This window comes from Ensifer sp. NPDC090286 (genome assembly GCF_044769565.1).
Taxonomy (GTDB): Bacteria; Pseudomonadota; Alphaproteobacteria; order Rhizobiales; family Rhizobiaceae; genus Ensifer.
On sequence record NZ_JBIVYF010000007.1, the window covers coordinates 339,582 to 365,193 of the forward strand.

A 25,612-nucleotide genomic window follows, 5' to 3' on the forward strand; every position below is an offset into this window, starting at 1 on the left:
CGTCCCGAACGAACTCAGTGGCGGAAGTGGCGCATGCCGGTGAAGACCATGGCGACGCCATGCTCGTTCGCAGCCGCAATCACCTCTTCGTCACGCATCGAGCCGCCGGGCTGGATGACAGCCGTGGCACCCGCCGCAATCGCCGAGAGCAGACCATCGGCAAACGGCAGGAAGGCTTCGGAGGCAACAGCCGAGCCCTTAGTGAGCGGCGTTGCGAGGCCGAGCGCCTTGGCGGCTTCTTCGGCCTTGATCGCGGCAATACGGGCGGAATCGACGCGGCTCATCTGGCCGGCGCCGATACCGGCGGTCTGGCCGTCCTTTGCGTAAACGATGGCGTTCGACTTCACGTGCTTGGCGACCTTGAAGGCGAACTTCATGTCTTCAAGCTCCTGCGCCGTCGGCGCGCGCTTGGTGACGACCTTGAGTTCGAGGTCCTCGACCATGCCGTTGTCGCGCGTCTGCACGAGCAGGCCGCCCGAGACGGTCTTGGCCGCAAGGCCCGGGATGCGCGGGTCCGGCAGACCGCCGGTCGTAAGCAGACGCAGGTTCGGCTTGCGCGCAATCACGGCCTTGGCTGCGTCGCTGACAGCAGGCGCGATGATCACTTCGGTGAAGAGCTTGACGATCTCTTCGGCCGTTTCCGCGTCGAGTTCCTGATTGAGCGCGATGATGCCGCCGAAGGCCGAGGTGGAATCGCAGGCAAGCGCCCGGCGATAGGCTTCAACAAGCGTCGGACCAGTCGCGACGCCGCAAGGGTTGGCGTGCTTGATGATGGCGACAGCCGGTGCCTTCTCGGGCAGGAACTCGGCCACCAGCTCGAAGGCCGCATCCGTGTCGTTGATGTTGTTGTAGGAGAGCTGCTTGCCCTGCAGCAGCGTCGCGGTGGCGACACCCGGGCGGTTCTCGCCGGTCAGGTAGAAGCCCGCCTTCTGGTGCGGGTTCTCCCCGTAGCGCATCTCTTCCTTCAAGACGCCGCCGATCACCCGGTGGCGCGGCATCGGCGTGTCGAGCGCCTCGGCAAACCAGTTGGAAATGGCGGCGTCGTAAGCCGCGGTGCGGGCATAGGCCTTGGCGGCCATCTTCTGGCGGAAGGCATAGGTCGTCTTGCCGGAAGCAAGCTCTTCGAGCAGCACCGGATAGTCGGCCGGATCGGTGACGATCGTCACGTAAGCATGGTTCTTGGCCGAAGCGCGGATCATGGCCGGACCGCCGATATCGATGTTTTCGACGGTTGTCGGATAGTCGCCGCCCTTGGCCCGGACTTCCTCGAAGGGATAGAGGTTGATAATCGCAAGATCGATGGCGGTGATGCCGTGCGTCGACATGGCAGCAACGTGATCCGCATCGTCGCGGATCGCCAGGAGGCCGCCGTGAACGCCCGGATGCAGCGTCTTCACGCGGCCGTCCATGACCTCGGGGAAACCGGTCAGCTCGGAAACGTCGCTCACCGGCAGGCCGGCCTCGGAGAGCGCCTTGTGCGTGCCGCCCGTCGAAACGAGCCGGATGCCCTTCTCGTTAAGAGCGCGCGCGAGCTCGACGACACCCGTCTTGTCGGAGACGGAGAGGAGGGCGGTGCGGACCGTAACCTCGTTCGGGGCGGGGATTTTCTTGGAGGCGACAGCCACAACCATGCTCCTTTGGCGGCGCCGGACGCCCCGGGAGGAAGCTCCGGCGGTTGAGATGGCTGCCCGTTAGCATAGCTTGCCGGGCGAAGGAACCTCGCCGAGCCTGAAGATCGCGATGAATTTGGATCGGATCGATCCAAATTCATCGATGCGACCGTTCCTGAAACGTGACCGGAAAACCTGAGGCGCTTTCTTGGCCTTGCCCGACCTCAAGACAGGCGGCTCAGTTGGCGCGCGAAAACGTCCACTGGATCTCCGGCTGCTGCGCGATCGCAAAGGTCACCGTCAACTGCTGCGAGGCCCGGATACCCGAGGGATCGGCAAAGAAGATATCCTCCTCGACCGCAAGCTCGCCGTCCTGGCAGGCAAACAGCCAGATCTCGCCGTCGGGCGCCGTCAGGAAGATCTCGCGCGCGCTGTTCTGGCGAATGGCGACCGCTGGGTGAATGTGAAAGCGCGCCACGGCAACCGCCGTTTCCCCTGGTTCCGGATCGCTGCCGTCGGCGCGCGACAGCCGGTCGCGGCCGCGGATCATGCGGCCGCCGTTCAGGACACCGATGCCACGCTCGTGAACGAGGCCGAAGGCGGAAAGGTAGCCGTCATGGCTTGCCGTCACCGACTCGAGCCCGCCCGCCTCGTCCTTGCGGGCCGCCGTCACTTGTCTGACGCCCGACGTCATGATCGGTCCGAGAAAGCGCGACTGCGAGAAGCGTGATGACGAGGTGTCGTTCACCGTCACGGTCGAATGGGCAGCCGTCATCCGCGCCATCTGGCGGAACCGCTCCCCGGCAAACTTCGGCGCACCGGAATTGACGACGAAACGCGTCTTGCCCGAGGACATTTCGAAGGACAGGCAACCGGCATGGGCGCTGCGCGACAGGTCGACCGAAAGCGGCCGCCCGGTGTCCATGATGACGACTGTGTTTTCCATCGCCATACGTTCGTAGTGGGCGTGGGGCAGCGAGCGGAAGGGTTCGCCGGCCGTCTCGTCATAACGCAGCACCGACGCCAGTTCATGCGCCAGGACCGAAGTGGCGCCGTTGAACAGTGCCAACTCACCACCCTGATGCCGGAAGAAGCGCAGGGCCGGGTACATCCGGTCGATGCAGGGAATGAGGCGCGACGGCACGTCATGGCCGAGATTGACGTAGGTCTGGCGGAGCGGCAGCAGGTCCAGCAGCAGTTCGAGGCCGGCGCGCGGGCTGCGCGAGAAGTGGCTGCCGTCCGCCAGGATCTGCCGGTCGAGTTCGAGATCGAGGTGGCGCGATGCCTTGCGGATGGCGCTGGGCGATGCCGGCATGGAAACCGACGCCATGGCAAGCGCAAGCCGCACCCGAAGCCTCTGCTCACCGTCGCGCACCGTATCGGCGATATGCCTGAGATAGCGCACCTGCAGCGCCAGGCTCTTGAGGAAGCGCCGGTAGAAGCCATGCTCGGCATTGCGCAGCACGACGGGCGAATGGGACAGCCAGGCGATGATGCGCTGCGCCATGATATCCGCATCCCAGGCAACGCCGCCGAGATCGCGTCCATGGGTGCCGATCCAGTCGTCGACGATCTGCCGCAGCCGGACGAAGCCTGCATCCTCGCGGATCGCCCGCAGGTGTCGCAACCAGCCGAAGGAATGCAGCCGGGCGGCAAATTCGCGCGACGGCAAATCGATCTCGAACGGCGACTCGCCCTCCGTGTCGAGCACGCGGCCGGCGAGCGGGAAACGCCCGGCAAGAATTTCTTCCGCGACAAAGGGATCGACGGCCCTGAGATCCGTCGGCGCAACAATCAGACGATTGGGGGTGGAGCCGGTGAAGCGCAGCGTGGAGACGCGCCCGATCGACAGGCGACGCGACACACGGCGCCAGCCTTCACGCACATACAGGTAAGAAAGCCTTCGCCTGCCGGAAAACAACATCAACGCCGCCGGTTACCTCATTTCTGGCACGATCGCTCACGTCATCGGAGCCGGCCAGGACCTCGCGCCAGCGCCCGCATGGTGCCGCGAAGACCATTAAACTTTTATCAATCCTGCCATCTTTGATAGGCTTCCCGGTCGAAAGCGTCAAATGATGCGGTGGAACAGGGCCTTGAGGCCCAGTTCCAAGCGCTGAAATGCGAGTTCGCGCTGCTATTTGCGGCGAATCACCGCTGCGTAGAAACCATCGAGGCCGCTCGAAAACGGAGCGTCGAGCGGCAGCATGGCAGGCGTCGTCCGCATTTCGCCGACCGGCGTGATCGCGTCCTCGAGCCCCGGCCAGTCGGCGGCGGAAATCGGCACCCGCTCGTAGCTTTCGCCAGAACCGATGACCCGAGAAACGACCTCTTCGCCTTCGCGCGGGTCGAGGGAGCAATTGGAGAAGACGACCGTGCCGCCGGGCTTGACCACCGTCAGCGCATGACGAAGCAGCCGCTCCTGCAGGTCGGCGAGCTTTTCGATGTCTTCCGGTCCCTTGGTCCACAGCACGTCAGGGTGACGGCGGGTCGTGCCGGTCGAAGAGCAGGGGGCGTCGAGCAGGGCGGCATCGAACAGCGTCTCCGGCTGGAAGTCCGCCATGTTGACTTCCTTGGTCTCGGCCTCGAGCCCAAGCCGCTTGAGATTGCCCTTCAGCCGACGCAAGCGGCTACCGGACTGGTCGAGCGCCGTCACTTCGGCGCCGGCGAGGATGAGCTGGGCGGTCTTGCCGCCGGGTGCGGCGCAGAGATCGACGGTCCGCTTGCCCTTGAGGTCCCCGAAGAGCCGCGCTGGGATCGATGCGGCCGCGTCCTGGACCCACCATGCGCCATCATCGAATCCGGCTAAGGAAGGGATCGAGCCGGAGAATGCGCCGAGCCGTACCGAGCCGGTCGGCAGGACGGTACCACCAAGCCGCTCTGCCCAAGCCGCAGGCTCGGATTTGACGGAGAGATCGATCGCCGCCGGAGTCAGCTGTGCCTCGGCGATCTTCTCGGCCGCCGCGGCGCCATAGTGGGCAATGAGGCGCTCGAAGAACCATTCCGGCATCGCCGGAATGTGGCGCGTGCTTTCGAGAACGGCATCCTTTTCACGCGATAGACGCCGCAGCACGGCGTTCACGAGATTGGCGAAACGGCGGTTACGCGGATCGTTCTGTGCCTGTTCGACAGCGAGATCGACAGCGGAATGATCAGGCACGTCCAAATAGAGGATCTGTGCCGCCGCCACGGCAAGCACGTGGTCGAGCGCCCGCGCACCCTCCGGCAAGGGCGTCTGCAGCAGCGAGTTGATCGCAGCCTGCACGCGCGGCAGATGGCGAAGGGCGGAATTGAGAATTGCCCGGACCAGGGCGCGGTCGGCTTCATTCAGCTCGCGATAGGCAGGGTTGCCGTGCTCGCTGTCGAGCATGCCGTCGAGCGACGTCTTGCGGTCGATAACGGCCGCCAGGATCTTCGCGGCGGCCTGACGCGCTCTCAGGCCAGGCTTCTCCGGACCACGCGGCGCCGGGGCAGGCTTCTTCGACTTTACTGCGCCGCCGTTGCGGTGCGATCGTTTCGGACGTGAATCGTTGTTGTTTTCTGCGGACATCAGGACCAGGGACCTTTGGGCGGTTCGGAACCACCGCGACCCCAACCGGTAGAGGGCACAGAGCGCGATTTGCGCACGGGATTATCAGCCCGAACCGGCGGCGTCGAGACCGAAGACATCTCCTGGGCCATCTGCTGCAGGGCGGCGATGCGGTTTTCGGTGTTCGGGTGGGTCGAAAACAGGTTGTCCATGCGCTCGCCGGAGAGCGGATTGATGATGAACATATGCGCCGTAGCCGGGTTGCGCTCGGCATCATCGTTGTGGATCTGATGGGCGGCGCCTGCGATCTTCTGCAGCGCCGAAGCGAGTGCGAGCGGCTTGCCGCAAATCTCGGCGCCACGACGGTCGGCCGAGTATTCGCGCGTGCGGCTGATCGCCATCTGCACCAGCATCGCCGCCATCGGCGCCACGATCATCGCCACCAGCGTGCCGATGAAGCCGAGCGGATTGTTGTTTTCACGGTTGCCGCCGAAGAAGAAGGCAAAGTTGCCGAGCATCGAGATCGCGCCGGCAAGGGTGGCCGTCAGCGTCATCGTCAAGGTGTCGCGGTTCTGCACGTGGGCGAGTTCATGCGCCATCACGCCGGCGACCTCGTCATAGTTGAGAGCGTGAAGCAGGCCGGTCGAAGCGGCGACCGCAGCATTCTCCGGATTGCGGCCGGTGGCAAACGCGTTCGGCTGCGGGCTGTCGATCACATAGACGCGCGGCATCGGCAGCCCGGCATTGCGCGCGAGGTCGCGAACGATGCCGTAATATTCCGGCGCGCTGCGCTCATCGACCTCCTGCGCGCGGTACATGCGCAGCACCATCTTGTCGGAGTTCCAATAGGAGAAGAAGTTCATGCCTGCGGCCATGACGAAGGCGATCATCATGCCACCGCGTCCGCCGATGGCGAAGCCTACCGCCATGAACAGGGCGGTCATGACTGCAAGCAGCATGGCGGTGCGGACAAGGTTCATCAGAAGGCTCCGGGTCGTCGACGTTTCACGTGAATCAGGGTTCCCGTACGGGGAACGGCATCCTATATGATGGGTGCAAACACCCAATTCTTCAATATTGATGCACGAATCCGGATACCGTTCAGATGCAGAACGACAATGACAACGTTGCCGACCGCCCGAAGAAGCCGCTGACGCCTGCCGCCGTGCGGGCGCTGAAGGAGGCGGAAGAGCGGCGCCAGGCCGAAATCAAGAAGGAACTGCCGCCGGAGATCGGCGGGCGCGGGGGCGAAGATCCAGCCCGCTACGGCGATTGGGAGATCAAGGGTCGCGCAATCGACTTCTAAGTTCGGGTCGGTCGCCTGCGACCGCGATCTGAATCCGGCTCACGAAATTGTCCGGCTTGCCGAGACAGGTGCCGCATCGGCGACACCGGAGATCTTACACCATCTGCGACGTTAGGAGAGCCGCCGCACGCCCGAGAGGCGCGCGGCGGCTTTTCAAGGTCAGGCCTTGTTCTGGCGGTTCGCGATCAGATCGTCGACGACGGCCGGATCGGCGAGCGTCGAGGTATCGCCGAGCGCGCCGAAATCATCCTCGGCGATCTTGCGCAGGATGCGGCGCATGATCTTGCCCGAGCGGGTCTTCGGCAGGCCCGGAGCGAACTGGATCTTGTCCGGCGTGGCGATCGGGCCGATTTCCGAACGGACATGCTTCACCAGGGCGGCGCGCAGCTCGTCGTTGCCGATTTCACCAGCCATCAGCGAGACATAGCAATAGATGCCCTGGCCCTTGATCGGGTGCGGATAGCCAACGACGGCCGCTTCCGAGACGAGGTGGTGCGACACGAGCGCCGATTCCACTTCGGCCGTGCCGAGACGGTGGCCCGATACGTTCAAGACGTCGTCGACGCGGCCGGTGATCCAATAGTAGCCGTCTTCATCGCGGCGGCAGCCGTCACCGGTGAAATACTTGCCCTTGTAGGTTGCAAAGTAGGTCTGGCCGAAACGCGCGTGATCGCCATAGATCGTGCGCATCTGGCCCGGCCAGCTGTCGATGATGCAGAGGTTGCCGTCGGCAGCGCCCTCGAGCACGTTGCCTTCATTGTCGACAAGCTGCGGCTGAACGCCGAAGAACGGCCGCGTAGCCGAACCCGGCTTGAGGTCTGTCGCACCCGGGAGCGGCGTGATCAGGATGCCACCAGTCTCGGTCTGCCACCAGGTATCGACGATCGGCGATTTCTGCTCGCCGACGACATTGTAATACCACTCCCAGGCTTCCGGGTTGATCGGCTCGCCGACCGAACCGAGCAGGCGAAGCGACGAGCGTGAGGCGCGCTTGACGAAGTCGTCGCCGGCGCCCATCAGCGAACGGATCGCCGTCGGCGCGGTGTAGAAGACGTTGACCTTGTGCTTGTCGACCACTTCCCAGAAACGCCCGGCATCCGGGAAATTCGGCACCCCTTCGAACATCACGGTCGTCGCTGCATTCGCGAGCGGACCATAGACGATATAGGAGTGGCCGGTGACCCAGCCGACGTCGGCGGTGCACCAGTAGACCTCGCCATCGCGATAGTCGAAGACATATTCGTGCGTCATCGACGCATAGACGAGGTAGCCGCCGGTCGTATGCAACACGCCCTTCGGCTTGCCGGTCGAGCCCGAGGTATAGAGGATGAACAGCGGATCTTCCGCCTTCATCTTCGCCGGCTCGCAATGCGGCTTCACGGTCGCGATTTCCTGGTGATACCAGAGGTCACGGCCCGGTGCCCAGGCGGTCTTGCCGCCGGTGCGGCGCACGACCAGAACCTTGTTGACGATGACATGCTGCTTGGCTGCGATGTCGATCGCCGTATCGGTGTTTTCCTTGAGCGGGACCGGCTTGCCGCCGCGAACGCCCTCGTCGCAGGTGATGACGAAGGTGGACTCACAGTCGACGATACGGCCGGCAAGCGCATCCGGCGAAAAGCCGCCGAAGACGACCGAATGGATGGCGCCTATGCGGGCGCAGGCAAGCATCGCATAGGATGCTTCCGGGATCATCGGCATGTAGATGGTGACGCGGTCACCCTTCTTGACGCCATGCTTCTTCAAGACGTTGGCAAGGCGGCAGACCTGCTCGTAGAGCTGGTTGTAGGTGATCTTCTTGTCGATATAGGGATTGTCGCCTTCCCAGATGATGGCGGTCTTTTCCCCATGCGTCTTCAGGTGGCGGTCGATACAGTTGTAGGAGACGTTGGTAAGGCCGTCTTCATACCACTTGATCGAGACCTTGCCCTTGAAGGATGTGTTCTTGACCTTGGTATAGGGCTTGAACCAATCGATCCGTTTTCCGTGCTTGCCCCAGAACTTTGCCGGATCGGAAACGCTCTCTTCGTACCACTTCAGGTATGTGGCGTTATCAAGCAGCGTCCGGCTCTTGGCAGACTTCAACACCGGATAGATTTTGGCGGACATATTTTCCTCCCTACGCATTCCTAGTGCGGTTCGCCCCTCCTAGGGCTCCCCCGTTTCGCGCACATTCATAGCAGGTCAAATGCCCGCCGCAATTAGACAAAAGGACATTTGGAACTGAAGAATTGCAATTTCGCGACAACGACGGTATAGAGGCCCACATTTCCCGGAAATCAGTGGTAGACTCCACGGCCCGCGACACCGGCGCGGCGGACAAAAGGACTATATCCATGGCTCAGCAACTGCTTATGCCCAAGGCGACCGCCGTCTGGCTGGTTGACAATACCGCGCTGTCCTTCGACCAGATCGCGCAGTTCTGCAAGCTGCACCCGCTCGAAGTGAAGGCGATCGCCGACGGTGAATCCGCGCAGGGCATCAAGGGCCTCGACCCGATCGCGACCGGTCAGCTTTCGCGCGACGAGATCGCCCGCGCCGAAGGCAACCCCAACCACAAGCTGAAGCTGTCCGAGCCGAAGGTTCGTGTGCCTGATAGCAAGCGCAAGGGCCCGCGCTACACCCCGGTTTCCAAGCGCCAGGATCGCCCGAACGCCATTCTGTGGCTGGTTCGCAACCATCCGGAACTCAAGGACGCGCAGATCTCGCGTCTCGTCGGCACCACCAAGTCGACGATCGAACAGATCCGTGAGCGCACCCACTGGAACTCCGCCAACCTGACGCCGATGGACCCGGTAACCCTCGGCCTCTGCTCGCAGATCGACCTCGACCTCGAAGTCGAACGCGCTTCCAAGGGCCGTCCGCTGCCGACGGCTGCCGAACTCGGCCAGACGCTGGAATCGGCCCAGGAAACCGAAAAGCTGGGCTTCAGCTACGAGCGCGAGGAAGAGAAGGAAATCGACGCCGATGCCGTCTTCGCCAAGCTCAAGTCGCTGAAGTCGGACCGCAAGGACGAGGACGAAGACGATCAGTACTGATCGCCGTCCAGCCCAATGAAAAAAAGCCCGGATCGACGATCCGGGCTTTTTTGTTGGTCGGTGCTCGGCAACGAGTTCAGTAGGCCGAGCCGGACGGATCGTTGAGATTGTGCCGCTCGGTCCCCTTGAGCGGCGGATTGAAGATGCTGACGAGGATCAGGTCTTCGTCCTTGCCGCCGCGCAGGAAATGCTTGTCGTGCTGGTCGAGCACGTAGATATCGCCCTTGTTGATCGGGAAGACCTTGCCCTGCATGTCCTCGACCTCGCCGTGCCCGGCGATGCAATAGCAGGCTTCGAGATGGTTGCGGTACTCGAGCAACGATACCGTTCCGGCGCGAACGACCGTGTGGCAGACGGTGAAGCCCATGCCATCCCGCTCGGTCAGCAGTCGGTGGCTGGTCCCGCTGCCCCATTCGACAAAATGGTCGGTAGCTTCGATCTGCTGCAGGCTGCGCACGAACATAGATTTCTCCATCTGTAAGGATTTCTAATGTCTACGGACGGGAAGCTCTCTCCCAATCCGGTGATAACCCCAGTATCCGTTGACAACGGTGACCAATCAAACGACCTTTCCTCAAGCCATTGATGAGGAAAGCTTACAGATGATGTTGCCACCACTCGGCATGCTGCGCGCCTTCGAAGCCGCGGCGCGTCTGGCGAGCTTCTCCCGCGCCGGCGACGAGTTGCATGTGACGCACGCGGCCGTCAGTCACCAGATCCGGCTGTTGGAAGAGTGGTTCGGCCGACCGCTCTTCGTGCGCGAGAAGCGTGGGGTCAGGCTGGCTCCAGAGGCCGAGAACCTGGCCGCGGTATTGACATCGGCATTGGAGCGCATCGCTGCGGAAACGGAACTGCTGCGACTGAACGCCAAGGCGCAGGTGAGCGTTGCCTGCATACCCTCGATCGCCACGCGCTGGCTGATCCCGGCACTCGGCGAATTCCTGCACCGTCACCCGGAGGTGGACGTCAAGGTCGTCTACGCGATGGCCGAGCAGCAATTGCGGGAAACCGGCTGTGACGTCCTCATCACGCTCGGGGCCGACAAGAGCGAAGGGACGCGTTCCGACCCGCTGTTCTCCCGCATCAACCGTCCGGTTGCGAGCCCTCGCTATCTCGAACGAAAAGGCGCGCTCACGTCACCGCAGGCGATCGCGTCAGCCGATCTGTTGCACGACGAAACGACGTCACGCTGGCGCGATTGGCTGGCAAGGGCAGGGCAGGAGGCCACGCAGACGTTACGTGGCCCCGTGTTTCAGGACTTCAACCTTTTGGCAACGGCAGTCATTGCCGGCCATGGCGTGGCGCTTTGCCCGATCGAAGTCTTCCGGCGCGAAATAGACAACGGAGACCTGGTGATCCTGTCCGATATCGCCACCCTGGAGGACGAAAGCTACTTCCTGATCACCAAAGTCACACGCTCAAAGGCCGCAGCCAGTTTCAGTGATTGGTTTGCTGCGGTCGTGCACGCCTAATGCGGCGTGCACTGCGCAAATTCATGAGCCGGCTTAGCAATCACTAGACGCCGATGCCTCGCCCATGCAGAGCGACGGTGATTTCGTCGAGGATGACGGGATCATCGATCGTCGCCGGCATTTTCCAGGGCTGACGGTCGGCGATCTTCTGGATCGTGGCGCGCAGGATCTTGCCCGACCGCGTCTTCGGCAGCCGCTTGACGCAGATCGCCAGCCGGAAGGCAGCAACCGGTCCGATGCGTTCGCGCACGAGGCTGATGACTTCGCGTTCGATCTCCGACGTTTCACGGGAAACATTGGAGTTGATGACGAGGAAGCCGGCCGGGATCTGGCCTTTCAAATCGTCGGCAATACCGATGACGGCACATTCGGCGACATCGGGGTGGCTGGAGCAGACCTCCTCCATCGCTCCGGTGGAGAGGCGATGGCCAGCCACATTGATGATGTCGTCCGTTCGCGCCATGATGAAGATGTAGCCATCCTCATCAAGATAGCCGGCATCGGCAGTCTTGTAGTAGCCGGGAAACTCGTCGAGATAGGCCGCTCGGAACCGGTGGTCTGCATTCCAGAGCGTCGGCAGGCATCCGGGCGGAAGCGGCAGCTTCACGACCACATTGCCGAGCGTACCGGCGCCCACCGGATGTCCGGCATCGTCGAGGATCTGAACGTCGTATCCCGGCAGCGGAACGGCCGGCGATCCGTATTTTACCGGCAGAAGGCCGAGCCCCATGGGATTTCCTGCCACAGGCCATCCGGTTTCCGTCTGCCACCAGTGATCGATGACGGGCACGCCGAGCGCCTTCTCGGCCCAGTGGATCGTGTCGGGATCCGCCCGTTCACCGGCCAGGAACAATGCGCGGAACTTCGACAGGTCGTATCGGCGAACGTGAGAGGCCTCCGGATCCTCCTTGCGGATTGCCCTGAGCGCCGTCGGCGCGGTGAACATCACCACGACGCCGTGCTCGGCTATGATACGCCAATAGGTTCCGGGGTCCGGCGTGCCGACCGGCTTGCCTTCGAACAGGATCGACGTGCTGCCATTCAGGAGCGGGCCGTAGACGATGTAGGAATGGCCGACGACCCAGCCGATGTCGGATGCGGCCCAGAAGACTTCACCCGGCTGCACGCCGAAGAAGTTCTCCATGGACCATTTGAGCGCGACCATGTGGCCGCCATTGTCGCGCACCACCCCCTTGGGCTGGCCGGTCGTGCCCGAGGTGTAGAGCACATAGAGCGGATCGGTCGAGGCGACCGGCACGCATTCGGTTTCTTCCCCCGCCTCTTTCGCCGCGGCGAGCGCCCACGCGAAATCGATGTCGCGTCCCTCGGTCATGGCGGCTTCCGCCATCTCGCGCTGGAAGACGAGGCAATGGGCCGGCTTGTGGGACGCGATGTCGAGCGCCGCATCCAGCAGCGGCTTGTAGGCGACGGTACGACCGGGCTCGATACCGCAGCTTGCGGACACGATCAGCTTCGCCTGGCAATCGTCGATGCGTACGGCGAGCTCGTTGGCGGCAAAGCCGCCGAAGACCACGGAATGCACGGCGCCGATGCGCGCAGCCGCGAGCATCGCAACCGCCGCCTGCGGGATCATCGGCATATAGATGATGATCCGGTCGCCCTTGCCGACCCCCAGCTTGCGGTAGACGGCGGCCAGGGCCGCTACGTCGGCGAGCAGAGATGCGTAGGAGATGCGCTCCACCCGCCCGGTGACGGGGCTGTCATAGATGAAGGCGATCTGCTCGCCACGACCCGCGGCCACATGGCGATCCAGGCAGTTGTAGCAGGTATTGGTAACGCCATCGGCGAACCAGTGCCCATAGATGCCGGCGTCCGCATCGAACGCCCGTGCCGGTCTTGCAAACCAGTCGATCGCATTGGCTGCATTGGACCAGAAACTCTGCGGGTCCGCTTTCCAGCCCGCGTACACGTCGGCATAGCTGCTCGCCATGTCCGTTCCTCCCTGCGCATGTTGCCGGACATGTCCGGCCTCCTCGTGCACAAGGATAGGCTAATGAGAGACGAGGGGAACCCCGACGAAAGCGGTATGTGGCGAAGTGACCTCAGCGTGCGCCGAAAATGGCCGAACCGACGCGAACGCCGGTGGCGCCGAACTGGATAGCCGTCTCGAAATCGCCGGACATGCCCATCGACAGCTTCTCGAGCTTGCAGGCAACGGCCAGCTTGGCAAGCAGAGCAAAGTGCGGACCGGGATTTTCCTCGACCGGCGGAATGCACATCAGCCCCTCGATCGAAAGACCCAGTTCGCTGCGGCAGAGATCCACGAAGGCAACCGTCTCGTCCGGCGCAATGCCGGCCTTCTGCGGCTCCAGTCCGGTGTTGACCTGCACATAGAGCCTGAGCGTTCGGCCCTGCTTCTGCATTTCGGCTGCGAGCGCGCGGGCGATCTTCTCGCGATCGACCGTCTCGATGACATCGAACAGCGCGACGGCTTCCGCCGCCTTGTTCGACTGCAGCGGGCCGATCAGGTGCAGTTCGAGACCGGGCGTCTCGGCCTTCAGCTCCGGCCACTTGCCCTGCGCTTCCTGCACGCGGTTCTCGCCGAACACCCGCTGTCCGGCCGCGATCACCGGGCGGATGGCATCAGCGTCGAAGGTCTTGGAGACAGCCACCAGCGTGACGATGCCCTTGGCACGACCGGCGGACTTCTCCGCCGCCTGAATCCGGCTCACGACATCCTGCAACCGCTCTTGAACTTCCATGGACCTGCTCTCCGACACGGGATTTCCAAACCACTGACCGAGCGGCTTAGGCAAAGTTGAGCCGATTGCCAAGGCCGCTCCGCCGCGGACCGGCTCAAATCCGCCAAAGTGTCGCGCCAAACCCTTCAAAAACTTGACCGTCAGGCGGTTTCGTGGTGAAGGTCACCCCAACTATCATGAGGCGCAACTATGCGCCGCAGAACTTCCGGAACATCGAAAAGACATGTCTAGCGAACGATACAATCCGCGTGATGCCGAGCCCCGTTGGCAGCAGGAATGGGAAAAGAACGAGGTCTTCCAGACCGAGAACGATGATCCGCGCGAAAAGTACTACGTGCTCGAGATGTTCCCCTATCCCTCGGGCCGCATCCACATGGGCCACGTGCGCAACTACACCATGGGTGACGTGGTGGCGCGCTACAAGCGCGCCCGCGGCTTCAACGTGCTGCACCCGATGGGTTGGGACGCCTTCGGCATGCCGGCCGAAAACGCCGCCATGGAGCGTGGCGTGCACCCGGCCAGCTGGACCTACCAGAACATCGCATCGATGAAGGCGCAGCTGAAGGTCATGGGCCTGTCGCTCGACTGGAACCGCGAGTTCGCAACCTGCGACCCCGCCTATTACCAGCGCCAGCAGTACCTGTTCCTGGACTTCCTGGAAAAGGGCCTCGTCTACCGCAAGCAGTCCAAGGTCAACTGGGATCCGGTCGACAACACCGTGCTGGCCAACGAGCAGGTGATCGACGGCCGCGGCTGGCGCTCGGGCGCTCTGGTCGAACAGCGCGAACTGACGCAATGGTTCTTCCGCATCACCGACTTCAGCCAGGAACTGCTCGACGCGCTCGATACGCTGGATCAGTGGCCCGAGAAGGTGCGCCTGATGCAGAAGAACTGGATCGGCCGCTCCGAGGGCCTGTCGCTGCGTTGGGAAATCGTCGAAGGCACCGCCGGCGACGCGAAGGAACTCACCGTCTACACCACCCGTCCCGACACGCTCTTCGGCGCCTCGTTCCTGGCGATCGCTGCCGATCACCCGTTGGCAAGGCAGGTGGCGGCCAGCAACCCCGAGGTCGATGCATTCTGCGAGGAATGCCGCCGCGCCGGCACCTCGCTCGCAGCCCTTGAAACGGCCGAGAAGAAGGGCATCGACACCGGCATTCGCGCCAAGCACCCGCTCGATCCGAGCTGGGAACTGCCAGTCTATGTCGCGAACTTCGTGCTGATGGACTACGGCACGGGCGCCATCTTCGGCTGCCCCTCCGGCGACCAGCGCGACCTCGACTTCGCCCGCAAATACGATCTGCCTGTCGTTCCGGTCGTCATGCCGAAGGACGGCGACGCCGCGACGTTCGCTATCGGTGACGAGGCCTATATCGGCGACGGCGTGATGATCAATTCGCGCTTCCTCGACGGCCTGTCGACGGAAGACGCCTTCGAGACCGTTGCTTCGAAGCTCGAGAAGGAACTGCTCGACGGCGCGCCACGTGCCGAGCGCAAGGTCAATTTCCGCCTGCGGGACTGGGGCATCTCGCGCCAGCGCTACTGGGGCTGCCCGATCCCGGTCATCCATTGCGAAGACTGCGGCGTTGTGCCAGTTCCAAAGGCCGATCTGCCGGTCGTGCTGCCGCCGGACGTTACCTTCGACAAGCCGGGCAATCCGCTCGACCGTCACGCCACATGGCGCCACGTCGCCTGCCCGCAATGCGGCAAGGACGCTCGCCGCGAGACGGACACGATGGACACCTTCGTCGATTCGTCCTGGTACTTCACGCGCTTCACCGCGCCGTGGGAAGACAATCCGACCGACCCCAAGGTCGCCAACCACTGGCTGCCGGTCGATCAGTACATCGGCGGCATCGAGCACGCGATCCTGCATCTGCTCTATTCGCGCTTCTTCACCCGCGCGATGAAGGCGACCGGTCATGTGGCCGTCGACGAGCCGTTCAAGGGCCTGTTCACGCAAGGCATGGTCGTGCACGAAACCTATAGCCGCGGCGAAGGCGCCCAGCGCGAATGGGTGACGCCGGCCGAAATCCACATCGAGGAGATCGATGGACGCCGCCGTGCGACGCTGATCGAGACAGGTGAGGACATTGCCATCGGCTCGATCGAAAAGATGTCGAAGTCGAAGAAGAACGTCGTCGATCCCGACGACATCATCGCCTCCTATGGCGCCGACACCGCCCGCTTCTTCGTTCTCTCCGATTCACCGCCGGATCGTGACGTGATCTGGTCGGAAGCCGGTGTCGAAGGATCGCATCGCTTCGTGCAGCGCGTCTGGCGCCTGATCAGCGAAGCGGCCGAGAAGCTGCGCGCGATCGAGGCCGCTCCAGCGCTCGAAGGCGAGGGACTGTCGGTTTCGCAAGCCGCGCACAAGACGCTGCGTGCGGTGGAGGCGGACTATGACAAGCTCGCCTTCAACAAGGCCGTGGCGCGCATTTACGAGCTCGTGAACACGCTTGCCGCACCGCTGACACAGGTAGCCGCCGGCAAGGCCGACACGGCCCTGGCAAGTGCCGTAAAGGACGCAACGACGATCCTGATCGACCTGATCGCACCGATGATGCCACACCTCGCCGAGGAATGCTGGCGCCAGATCGGCGGCGAGGGGCTGATTGCGGAACGCCGCTGGCCGGCGTTCAACCCGGCCTTGGTCGTCGAGAACGAAATCACCATGCCGGTGCAGATCAATGGCAAGAAGCGCGCTGATTTGACAATCGCGCGCGATGCGGATCAGAGTGCGATCGAAAGCGCCGTCCTGGCGCTCGATGCCGTCAAGTCCGCGCTCAACGGCAGCAGCCCCAAGAAAATCATCGTCGTGCCCCAGAGGATCGTCAATGTCGTTGTCTGATAGAGCTGGTTTCCGTATCCGGTCGATTCCGGTACTGGCTGGCGTGCTCATGTTGACCGCGCTCGCCGGCTGCCAGGTCCGGCCGCTCTATTCCGACCCGGTCGGCACCTCGACGGCACTGGCGGCGATCGAGATTTCCGAAGCCAACGACCGTGTCGAGCAGGAAGTGCGCAACGCGCTGATCTTCCTGGCCGCAGGTGGCCAGGGAGAGCCCGCGAACCCGCAATATCACCTGGCGCTCACCGTCACCCACCGCTCGATGGGCGTGCTCTACGATCAGGCCAAGGACCGCGCCGGCGCCGGCCGTATCGTCGTCAAGGCGGACTACAATCTGACGAAGATCGGTACGGGCGAGACCATTAAGTCGGGCAACCGCACGGCCGTGGCCCTCGTTGACTTCCCGGTTCAGGAATTTGCCAAGGTGCGCGCCGTCCGTGACGGTGAAAACCGCGCGGCCAAGGAACTGGCCGAGCTGATCCGGGCCGACATCGCCGCGGCTCTCAGCCGCTAACCGGTGTCGGCATGAGCGAGGTCAAGTCGCACGAGTTTGACTCCTTTCTCCAGAAGTCAGCCGGAGTCTACCGGCTTTTCATCCTCTACGGGCCCGACCGCGGGCTCGTCTCCGAGCGTGCTTCGGCAATCGCCGGGCGCTGCGGCGTGCCGCTCGACGATCCCTTTTCCCTGTTGAAACTCGACGTCAGCGAGCTGACGCAGTCGCCCGGGCGACTGCTCGATGAAGTGAACTCGATCGGCCTCTTCGGCGGAGAAAAGCTCGTCTGGGTCCGTGGCGCAGCCAACGAAAAGCCGCTGGTCGATGCCTTGCAGATCCTGTCCACCGAACCACCGACCGGAAGCTATGTGATCGTCGAGGCCGGCGACCTGAAAAAGGGGTCGGCACTTCGAAAGATCGGTGAAAGCGCCCGTTCGGTCGCCTGTATCGCCTGTTACAGCGACGATACGCGCATCCTGCAGGCGCTGATCGACAAGGAACTCGGCGACGAGAAGCTGGGCATCAGCCCCGCGGCGCGGCAAAGGCTGCTGGAGGCGCTCGGCGGCGACCGCCTAGCCTCGCGCAACGAGTTGCGAAAGCTCGCGCTCTACTGCCGCGGCAAGTCCACGGTGGACGAAGAGGACGTTCTCGATATCGTTGGCGATGCCAGCGCCATCTCCGTCGACGATGCCGTCGATGCGGTGCTGAAGGGCGACCTCGATGGTTTGCTGCACGCCATGCAGAAGATCACGACATCCAAGACGCCGGCCTTTCTGGTGCTGCAGGCGTGCCTGCGCCAGTTCCAGCAACTCGATGTGATGCGCGCCGAGATGGACGCAAGCCGTCAGCAGGCCGGCCAGGTGATCGCCACCCTCGGACGGGGTCTGCACTTTCGCCGCAAGCCGATCGTCGAGGCAGCCTTGAAGCACTGGTCGGCCCCGGCCATCCGCCGCGAACTCAATCGTCTGCAGACGACCATTTTTCAGAGCCGCAGCCGTGCGAGCCTGGAAGAAAGCCTCGTGCTACAGAACCTGATGGCGATCGCGGTGCAGTCGGCGCGACGCTGAGCTCTCCGCCCAGGCCTATTGCCGCTTCCAACGCTGAGTGCGAGTTTCACCGGCAGGCTTAGGGCGTGTCTGCCTGAGATGTTTGGGTGCCTTCAAGTCACCAGCCGAATTAAGCTGGATGCGAAAAGATCTCGTTATATCAAACAATTAGGCGCACCGCTCATCGAGCGACGCGCCATCGATGCATGAATTCGAGATCTGAAGGAGTGGCTTATCGCCGCTCCAGCAGCCGGCAGATTTCTTCAAGCTGATCCAGCGTCTTGTAGGCGATGCGCAGATGGCCACCGGACGCCTTGTGGTTCACGGTGACTTCAAGCCCGAGGCTATCGGACAGCGTGCGCTCGAGCGCCAGCGTGTCCGCATCCTTCTCGTCGCGACGGGCGGTCTTGCCGTAGTTCGGATCGTTCTGCGCCCGAATGTCGTTCTGCGCGATACGCTCGGCGTCACGCACCGAGAGACCCTTGGCAATGATCGCCCGGGCGAGGGTGGCCGGATCCGACGTCGGAATGAGCGCGCGCGCGTGTCCGGCCGACAGCGTGCCTTCCGACAACATGTCTCGAACCGGCTCCGGCAATTTCAAGAGACGCAGGCTGTTGGCCACATGGCTTCGGCTCTTGCCGATGATCTCGCCGAGATCGTTCTGCGTATAACCGTGCTCGGCAATCAACTGCTCGTAGCCAAGCGCTTCGTCCAGCGGATTGAGATCCGAGCGCTGGACGTTTTCAACGATGGCGATTTCGAGCGCCGTGCGATCGTCGACGTCGCGAATGATGACCGGGATTTCGGTGAATCCGGCCAACTGTGCTGCACGCCAACGGCGTTCGCCAGCGATGATCTCGTAGCGATCGGCGCCGATCGTCCGGGCAACGACCGGTTGAACGATCCCATGCTGGCGGATCGAATTGGCAAGATCCTGCAGTTCAGCCTCGTCGAACTGACGACGCGGGTTGCGCGGATTGCGCGATACGAACTCGATCGGTACGCGCCGATCGGGATTAACCGGGGCAGGGGCGGCCGCGCCCGTTTGCAACGGCTGATCCATCTCGCCGATCAACGCGGCCAGTCCGCGACCGAGCCGCCTCTTCGAGCTATCGTCGTTCATATCGTCACCCGAGTTAAATTACGCTACCGAAATGATTATGCCGCCTTGCGCTGGCGCTCACGCTGAATGACTTCCGAGGCCAGCTGCAGATAGGCCTGGCTACCGGCGCATTTCAGATCATACAGAATGGCCGGTTTGCCGTAGGACGGCGCTTCCGAGACGCGAACATTGCGCGGGATCAGAGTGTGGTAGACCTTGTCGCCAAGATGCGTCCGCACGTCGCTGACAACCTGCTGTGCCAAGTTGTTGCGCGAATCGAACATGGTCAGGACGATACCCTGGATATCCAGGCTCGGATTCACGGTCCGGCGTATCTGATCCACGGTCTCCAGCAGCTGGCTCAAGCCCTCGAGCGCGAAGAATTCGCACTGCAGAGGCACAAGCACCGAATGGGCCGCTGCCATCGCGTTCATCGTCAGCAGGTTGAACGATGGCGGGCAATCGACCAGCACGTAGGAGTATTCCATTGCGGCGGGGCTGACCAAGGCCTTGCGCAAACGGAAGACACGATCCGGTTCCTGCGCGATTTCCATCTCGACGCCGAGAAGATCCATTGTCGACGGAATGATCGCAAGGTTGGGGACCGCCGTTTCCTGGGCGATCTCGCCGATCCCGTGCGATCCCATCATCAATTCATAGGACGACAGGTTTCGATCGCGGCGCTGGATACCAAGACCGGTACTGGCGTTGCCCTGAGGGTCGAGATCGACAATCAGGACGCGCTCGCCGATGGCCGCCAATGCGGTCGCCAGGTTGATGGCCGTCGTGGTTTTACCCACGCCACCCTTCTGATTTGCGATTGTGATGATCCGGTTTTTGCCACCAAACATGTTTCCGCTCGCGATCACTAAGCCTTGCGTGACAGATTTGCGATCTCGAGCACAACAGAATCCGGCTCGACCACGCTTGGATGTTTTACCAGATCAAACTGATAGCGGCCAACGGCTTTGTCGATTTCGCGCTGGTAATCCCGCCCTTTGTGAAAATAGGCGACTGCTTTTTGGTCCTGTGCCGTCATCCACGGCGCAGAATAGTCAAGCAGCAAGGTCAAATCCGCGAGCGCGCGCGCAGAAACAGCATCGGCGCGGGGAATAATTGCGCCCGCATCTTCGATTCGAACCGGGTGAACGGAGCCGCGTGCGCCCGTTTCTGCCAAGGCGACACGCAAAAAGGCAGCCTTCTTGTTGTTGCTTTCGACGAGATGCACCCAGCCGTCAGCAAACTCGGCGAGATAGATCGCCGTGATCACGCCGGGAAAACCACCACCGCTGCCGAGATCGACCCAGGTCTTCGGACCCGGCGACAGCTGCGCGAGTTGCAGACTGTCGACGATATGCCGGCGCCAAAGATCCTCGACCGTCGACGGCGCTACAAGATTGATCGACTTCGCCCACTTCTGAAAAAGTCTGGCAAAATGCTCGAACCGTTCATTCGTTTCACGTGAAACACGCAGTCCGTTCAAGACATCGATTGGACTCGCCTTCATTGTACGCTGGCCTTTTCTTCACGTTCTACGTTACGGTTCTGTCGCTTCAGCCATGCCAGGATCAGCGATGCCGCGGCCGGCGTCATGCCGTCGACCTTCATCGCCTGAGCCAGATTGCGGGGCGCCTGCTGCTTGAGCTTCTGCTTCAACTCATTGGAGAGGCCCGAGAGCATTTCGAAGTCGAAGCCATCGGGTATGACGAGATTTTCCTCGCGCTGAATGCCGGCAATATCCGCGGCCTGGCGATCCATGTAGACGGCATAGACCGCATCGATCTCAAGCGCCTCAACGACGCGCGGACCAATCGACGACAGCTCGGGCCAGATCGGCTGCAAGCCGGCAATCGACTGATCGGGATAGGACAGGATCTCGAAAGCGGTGCGCCGTTGGCCATCCTGATTGAGCTTCAAGCCATGACGGTTACCTTCAGCCGGGGTAACCGAGAGGCTCTTCAGCAGCGCGCGCCCCTCATCGAAACGCGCACGCCAATCGACGAAGCGATCGCGGCGCGCATCGGAGATGCAGCCGATCTCCATGGCAAGCGGTGTCAGGCGTGCATCGGCATTGTCAGCCCGCAGCGACAGTCGGTACTCCGCGCGGGAGGTGAACATGCGATAGGGCTCGGTGATCCCACGCGATGTCAGGTCGTCGATCATGACACCGATATAGGACTGCGTCCGGCTGAACACGACCTCGGGACGGTTCGTCGCGATCAACGCGGCATTCAATCCGGCAACGAGACCCTGGGCGCCCGCTTCTTCATAGCCAGTCGTGCCGTTGATTTGCCCGGCCAGAAAAAGCCCCGGCATCTTGCGCACGGCAAGGGTCGCATTCAATTCGCGCGGATCGACGTGATCATACTCGATGGCGTAACCAGGCTGGAGGATTGCGACATTCTCCAGGCCGGGGATCGTCTTGATAAAGGCTTCCTGAATGTCTGCCGGCAACGATGTCGAAATACCGTTCGGATAGATCGTGTCGTCGTCAAGCCCCTCCGGTTCCAGGAAGATCTGGTGACCATCACGCTCGCCGAACCGTACGATCTTGTCCTCGATGGACGGGCAATAGCGCGGTCCAACACCCTCGATCTGACCCGAATACATCGCCGACTTGCCGATATTGTCGGCAATTATCTTGTGTGTCGCTTCCGTGGTGCGCGTCACGCCGCAATCGATCTGGCGGTTCACAATCCTGTCAGTCATGAACGAGAAGGGCACCGGATCCTCGTCCGGGCCCTGGCGGCCAATACTTGCCCAGTCGATGGTGCGTCCATCCAGGCGGGCGGGCGTTCCAGTTTTCAGGCGGCCAAGCCGCAAGCCAAACCGTAACAAAGTGCCGGAGAGCCCGACGGACGGTTCCTCACCAACGCGACCGGCGGGGATCTTTTGATCGCCGATATGAATGAGGCCCTTCAAAAACGTGCCCGTCGTCAGGACAACGGACCTGGCTCGGAAGCTTCGGCCATCCTTCATGACGACACCTTGGATATGGCCCTGGCCTTCCAACAGGTCGAAGGCATCGCCCTCGATAACCGTCAAATTGTCGATGGCAGCGATCTCCCGCTGCATGGCTTCGCGGTAGAGGCGACGATCGGCTTGGGTGCGCGGTCCACGCACCGCCGGTCCCTTGCGGCGATTGAGCAGACGAAACTGAATGCCGCCGGCATCGGCGACGCGCCCCATCAAGCCGTCCATCGCATCGATCTCGCGCACCAGGTGTCCCTTGCCCAGGCCGCCAATGGCCGGGTTGCACGACATAACCCCGATCGTCGATGCCTTGTGCGTGATCAACGCCGTGCTGGCGCCCAGACGCGCGGCTGCAGCCGCGGCCTCGCAGCCGGCATGGCCACCGCCAATGACGATTACGTCAAATTGCATCTTTGCCTCTTCTCCGGGGTTGACCCCGGCACGAATCGTTTCACGTGAAACACGATGAAGGACTCGCACACGTTGTATTGCTCTGCCCCACGGCCTACTTCCCGATACAGAATTCGGAAAATATCACATCGAGAAGGTTCTCAACATCCACGCGGCCGGTTATCCGTCCAATTGCGTCGCCAGCAAGGCGCAAGAGTTCCGCGCGTATGTCCAGCCCCAGATCCTGCCTTGCCAGGCTGTCGTCGATCGACCGTTGTGCCTGCCGCATGCTATCGACATGTCGCCGCCGCGACGGTAGCGACAGCGACGTCCGCCCACTGAGATCGGGCAGGTGTCCCGCGATCGCGTCCAGCAGTTGTTCCATGCCGGCGCCGGTTTTTGTCGAAACCAACACGTCGGCAGAACCATCGCGCCAACTATCACTGCCGCGATCGAGTTTGGTTCCGACGCGCAGCACCGGCGTCATCTCGGATGCAAGGTCGGATATGACATCAAATCCATCCGGCGCATCGGCCAGCAGCAAGATCAGATCCGCTCTCTCGATAATTTCTCGCGCGCGACGAATGCCTTCTTGTTCGACTTTCTCGTCGGTCTCCCGCAGCCCGGCAGTGTCATAGAGCTTCACGGAGAATCCGGCTAAGGAAAGGTCCACGGAAAGAACATCGCGCGTTGTGCCGGCGATCTCAGTGACGATGGCAATGTCGCGCTGGGCCAGCGCGTTGAGCAAGCTCGACTTGCCGGCGTTCGGCTCACCCGCGATGACGATCTTCAGCCCGTCGCGGATGATCTCCGCGATCGGTGCGTCGGCAATATGCGCTGCGATCTCTTGCGACAGCAAAGACATGTCCCGCCAGATGCGCTCGCTGACCGATCCCGGCACGTCGTCTTCATCGGCAAAATCGAGTTCGGCCTCGATCATCGCCCGCGCATGGGTCAAGCGCTTCGCCCAGCCGGCATAGACCTTCGACTGTCCGCCGCCGGAATGCTCGATCGCCAGCCGACGCTGCATTTCCGTCTCGGCAACAATCAGGTCAGAGAGACCCTCCACCTCGACCAGATCGAGCTTGCCGTTCTGAAACGCGCGGCGCGAAAACTCACCGGCTTCCGCATGGCGCAAACCCTCGAGCTTCGAGAGTTCCTCAAGCAACGCGTTGACCGCGGCGCGGCCACCATGGATCTGGAACTCGGCGCAATCTTCACCGGTAAAGGAGGCAGGTCCGCGAAAGTAGAGAACAAGGCCGCTATCGATGACATCACCGTTACGAGACCGAATCGATCTCAATGCCGCCGACCGCGGCGAGGGCACCCCACCACATAGTGCCTGCAGCACTGCTTTGGTATGCCTTCCGCTGACACGCACGACTGCGACGCCGGCGGGCAGAGCTCCGCTGGAAAGCGCATAGATCGTTTGCGTCGCTGTCATGGGCTCACCTGAAAAGACCGCGGGCGCCTGTAGGCGCGTCGATGGTCGAAACAATGGGGATCGTCGAAGTTCCCGACCGGATCGTCCTGCTTCGCGGAGTGCGCTCACACAGAGCCGAACGGTATCTCAAAGGGTCGGCGTGCTTATGCCGAAAGAATGCTGAAATTTCAAGATGCCGCTGCATCCTCGCGTTTCACGCCCGCACGTGTTTCACGTGAATCAGCAGGAGCGACGGCGATCCAAAGGCGGGGTAGAGCGGAGATCGTTGCGAAACCGAATCGAAGGCAGTGGTGAATCCGGCTAAGGTTTTGAAACGAAAAAACCGGCCGACACATGGTCGACCGGCTTATCACAATTGGCGATAAACGCGTCTTAGGTGTTCATCGAGTCGAAGAAATCGCCGTTGTTCTTCGTTTGCTTGAGCTTGTCGATAAGGAACTCGATCGCGTCCGTCGTTCCCATCGGCGCTAGAATACGGCGGAGCACGAAGATCTTCTGCAGATCCTGGCGCGGAACGAGCAGGTCTTCCTTACGCGTACCGGACTTGAGAATGTCCATCGCCGGGAAGATGCGCTTGTCAGCGACCTTGCGGTCAAGCACGATTTCCGAGTTGCCGGTACCCTTGAACTCTTCGAAGATGACTTCGTCCATGCGGCTGCCGGTATCGATCAGCGCCGTTGCGATGATCGTCAACGAGCCACCCTCTTCGATGTTGCGGGCGGCACCGAAGAAGCGCTTGGGGCGCTGCAGGGCGTTCGCGTCGACACCACCGGTCAAGACCTTGCCCGATGACGGAACAACGGTGTTGTAGGCGCGGCCGAGGCGGGTGATCGAGTCGAGCAGGATGACGACGTCACGACCGTGTTCCACGAGGCGCTTGGCCTTTTCGATCACCATTTCGGCGACCTGAACGTGGCGCGTCGCCGGCTCGTCGAAGGTGGAGGAAACGACTTCGCCCTTTACCGAGCGCTGCATGTCCGTCACTTCTTCCGGACGTTCGTCGATCAGGAGAACGATCAGGTAGCATTCCGGATGGTTCGCGGTGATCGAATGGGCGATGTTCTGCAGGAGAACGGTCTTACCGGTGCGCGGCGGCGCGACGATCAGGCCGCGCTGGCCCTTGCCGAGCGGTGCGACCAGGTCGATGACGCGGGCCGAAAGATCCTTCGAGGTCGGAACATCGAGTTCCATCTTGAAGCGCTCGTTCGGGTAGAGCGGCGTCAGGTTGTCGAAGTGAACCTTGTGACGGATCTTTTCCGGATCGTCGAAATTGATGGTGTTGACCTTGAGGAGGGCGAAGTAGCGCTCGCCTTCCTTCGGTCCGCGGATCGGACCCTCGACCGTGTCGCCGGTCTTCAGCGAGAAGCGGCGGATCTGGGAGGGCGAGATGTAGATGTCGTCCGGGCCTGGGAGGTAGTTTGCATTCGCCGAGCGCAGAAAGCCGAAGCCGTCCTGCAGCACTTCAACGACGCCTTCACCGATGATCTCGATATCCTGGGCCGCGAGCATCTTGAGGATTGCGAACATCAGCTCCTGCTTGCGCATCGTGCTGGCGTTCTCCACCTCGAGCTCCTCGGCGAAAGCGAGCAGATCGGTCGGCGTCTTGTTCTTGAGTTCTTGTAGCTTCATTTCAGCCAT

General features: G+C 62.3%; 20 protein-coding genes. 6 read left to right on the plus strand and 14 right to left on the minus strand.

From position 1 onward, the window contains the following. Positions 1 to 14 precede the first annotated feature (14 nt). The 4 genes from purH to htpX form a co-directional block, all read right to left on the minus strand. Entirely contained in the window at positions 15 to 1,625 is a 1,611-nt protein-coding gene (gene purH / locus ACIQUG_RS30485; protein ID WP_402325980.1) for a bifunctional phosphoribosylaminoimidazolecarboxamide formyltransferase/IMP cyclohydrolase, read from the minus strand. A gap of 223 nt (positions 1,626 to 1,848) precedes the next feature. Continuing rightward, positions 1,849 to 3,534: a heparinase II/III family protein gene (locus ACIQUG_RS30490; RefSeq protein ID WP_402325981.1), complete on the minus strand. Its 1,686-nt coding sequence runs from the start codon at positions 3,532 to 3,534 to the stop codon at positions 1,849 to 1,851. Positions 3,535 to 3,747: 213 nt separating this feature from the next. After that, a complete protein-coding gene (locus tag ACIQUG_RS30495) occupies positions 3,748 to 5,160 on the minus strand; it encodes an RsmB/NOP family class I SAM-dependent RNA methyltransferase (RefSeq protein ID WP_402325982.1) in 1,413 nt (470 codons plus the stop codon). Further along, entirely contained in the window at positions 5,160 to 6,119 is a 960-nt protein-coding gene (gene htpX, locus ACIQUG_RS30500) for a zinc metalloprotease HtpX (protein WP_402325984.1), read from the minus strand. Before htpX ends, ACIQUG_RS30495 begins: the two co-directional genes overlap by 1 nt. Positions 6,120 to 6,244: 125 nt before the next feature. Here htpX and ACIQUG_RS30505 point away from each other — a divergent pair, with 125 nt between their 5' ends. Then, positions 6,245 to 6,445: a DUF1674 domain-containing protein gene (locus tag ACIQUG_RS30505; protein ID WP_402325985.1), complete on the plus strand. Its 201-nt coding sequence runs from the start codon at positions 6,245 to 6,247 to the stop codon at positions 6,443 to 6,445. Between the two features lie 159 nt (positions 6,446 to 6,604). On the opposite strand, the gene acs is transcribed toward ACIQUG_RS30505, so the two are convergent. Next, positions 6,605 to 8,554: an acetate--CoA ligase gene (gene acs, locus ACIQUG_RS30510; RefSeq protein ID WP_034800154.1), complete on the minus strand. Its 1,950-nt coding sequence runs from the start codon at positions 8,552 to 8,554 to the stop codon at positions 6,605 to 6,607. A 227-nt stretch (positions 8,555 to 8,781) separates the two neighbouring features. On the opposite strand from acs, the gene ACIQUG_RS30515 reads away from it, so the two are divergent. Then, positions 8,782 to 9,483 carry a DUF1013 domain-containing protein gene (locus ACIQUG_RS30515; RefSeq protein ID WP_034800153.1) on the plus strand — a complete coding sequence of 234 codons (702 nt, stop codon included), beginning with the start codon at positions 8,782 to 8,784 and terminating at the stop codon, positions 9,481 to 9,483. Positions 9,484 to 9,559: 76 nt separating this feature from the next. Here ACIQUG_RS30515 and ACIQUG_RS30520 read toward each other — a convergent pair whose 3' ends face one another. Further along, positions 9,560 to 9,946, minus strand: a complete 387-nt coding sequence (locus ACIQUG_RS30520; protein ID WP_043624205.1) for an ectoine synthase — start codon at positions 9,944 to 9,946, stop codon at positions 9,560 to 9,562. Between the two features lie 142 nt (positions 9,947 to 10,088). Between ACIQUG_RS30520 and ACIQUG_RS30525 the strand changes: the two genes are divergently transcribed. After that, complete coding sequence (locus tag ACIQUG_RS30525; protein WP_402326066.1) at positions 10,089 to 10,955, plus strand: LysR substrate-binding domain-containing protein; 867 nt, start codon at positions 10,089 to 10,091, stop codon at positions 10,953 to 10,955. Positions 10,956 to 10,998: 43 nt separating this feature from the next. Here ACIQUG_RS30525 and ACIQUG_RS30530 read toward each other — a convergent pair whose 3' ends face one another. Together ACIQUG_RS30530 and ACIQUG_RS30535 are read right to left on the minus strand one after the other, a co-directional pair. Further along, the gene (locus ACIQUG_RS30530; protein ID WP_402325987.1) at positions 10,999 to 12,906 is read right to left on the minus strand and encodes an AMP-binding protein; all 1,908 of its coding nucleotides are present in this window, start codon (positions 12,904 to 12,906) and stop codon (positions 10,999 to 11,001) included. A gap of 112 nt (positions 12,907 to 13,018) precedes the next feature. Further along, the gene (locus ACIQUG_RS30535; protein WP_402325988.1) at positions 13,019 to 13,678 is read right to left on the minus strand and encodes a YggS family pyridoxal phosphate-dependent enzyme; all 660 of its coding nucleotides are present in this window, start codon (positions 13,676 to 13,678) and stop codon (positions 13,019 to 13,021) included. 223 nt (positions 13,679 to 13,901) lie between these two features. On the opposite strand from ACIQUG_RS30535, the gene leuS reads away from it, so the two are divergent. The 3 genes from leuS to holA are packed head-to-tail and all read left to right on the plus strand — an operon-like array spanning position 13,902 to position 18,086. Next, complete coding sequence (gene leuS, locus ACIQUG_RS30540; RefSeq protein WP_402325989.1) at positions 13,902 to 16,529, plus strand: leucine--tRNA ligase; 2,628 nt, start codon at positions 13,902 to 13,904, stop codon at positions 16,527 to 16,529. After that, positions 16,516 to 17,040, plus strand: a complete 525-nt coding sequence (lptE, locus tag ACIQUG_RS30545) for an LPS assembly lipoprotein LptE (RefSeq protein ID WP_043624211.1) — start codon at positions 16,516 to 16,518, stop codon at positions 17,038 to 17,040. Before leuS ends, lptE begins: the two co-directional genes overlap by 14 nt. A gap of 11 nt (positions 17,041 to 17,051) precedes the next feature. Continuing rightward, positions 17,052 to 18,086: a DNA polymerase III subunit delta gene (holA, locus tag ACIQUG_RS30550; protein ID WP_402325992.1), complete on the plus strand. Its 1,035-nt coding sequence runs from the start codon at positions 17,052 to 17,054 to the stop codon at positions 18,084 to 18,086. A 211-nt stretch (positions 18,087 to 18,297) separates the two neighbouring features. Here the strand turns inward: holA and ACIQUG_RS30555 are convergent, their stop codons facing one another. From ACIQUG_RS30555 to rho, 6 genes are all read right to left on the minus strand, one after another. Further along, entirely contained in the window at positions 18,298 to 19,188 is an 891-nt protein-coding gene (locus tag ACIQUG_RS30555; protein ID WP_043624216.1) for a ParB/RepB/Spo0J family partition protein, read from the minus strand. Between the two features lie 35 nt (positions 19,189 to 19,223). Further along, complete coding sequence (locus ACIQUG_RS30560; protein ID WP_192451478.1) at positions 19,224 to 20,018, minus strand: ParA family protein; 795 nt, start codon at positions 20,016 to 20,018, stop codon at positions 19,224 to 19,226. A gap of 17 nt (positions 20,019 to 20,035) precedes the next feature. Then, positions 20,036 to 20,674 (minus strand): 16S rRNA (guanine(527)-N(7))-methyltransferase RsmG, encoded by a 639-nt coding sequence (gene rsmG, locus ACIQUG_RS30565; protein WP_402325994.1) that lies wholly within the window; start codon positions 20,672 to 20,674, stop codon positions 20,036 to 20,038. After that, positions 20,671 to 22,551, minus strand: a complete 1,881-nt coding sequence (gene mnmG, locus ACIQUG_RS30570) for a tRNA uridine-5-carboxymethylaminomethyl(34) synthesis enzyme MnmG (protein ID WP_402325995.1) — start codon at positions 22,549 to 22,551, stop codon at positions 20,671 to 20,673. The genes rsmG and mnmG overlap by 4 nt, the downstream gene beginning before the upstream one ends. A gap of 94 nt (positions 22,552 to 22,645) precedes the next feature. Next, complete coding sequence (gene mnmE, locus ACIQUG_RS30575) at positions 22,646 to 23,974, minus strand: tRNA uridine-5-carboxymethylaminomethyl(34) synthesis GTPase MnmE (RefSeq protein ID WP_402325996.1); 1,329 nt, start codon at positions 23,972 to 23,974, stop codon at positions 22,646 to 22,648. Between the two features lie 372 nt (positions 23,975 to 24,346). Then, the gene (gene rho / locus ACIQUG_RS30580) at positions 24,347 to 25,612 is read right to left on the minus strand and encodes a transcription termination factor Rho (protein ID WP_089044254.1); all 1,266 of its coding nucleotides are present in this window, start codon (positions 25,610 to 25,612) and stop codon (positions 24,347 to 24,349) included.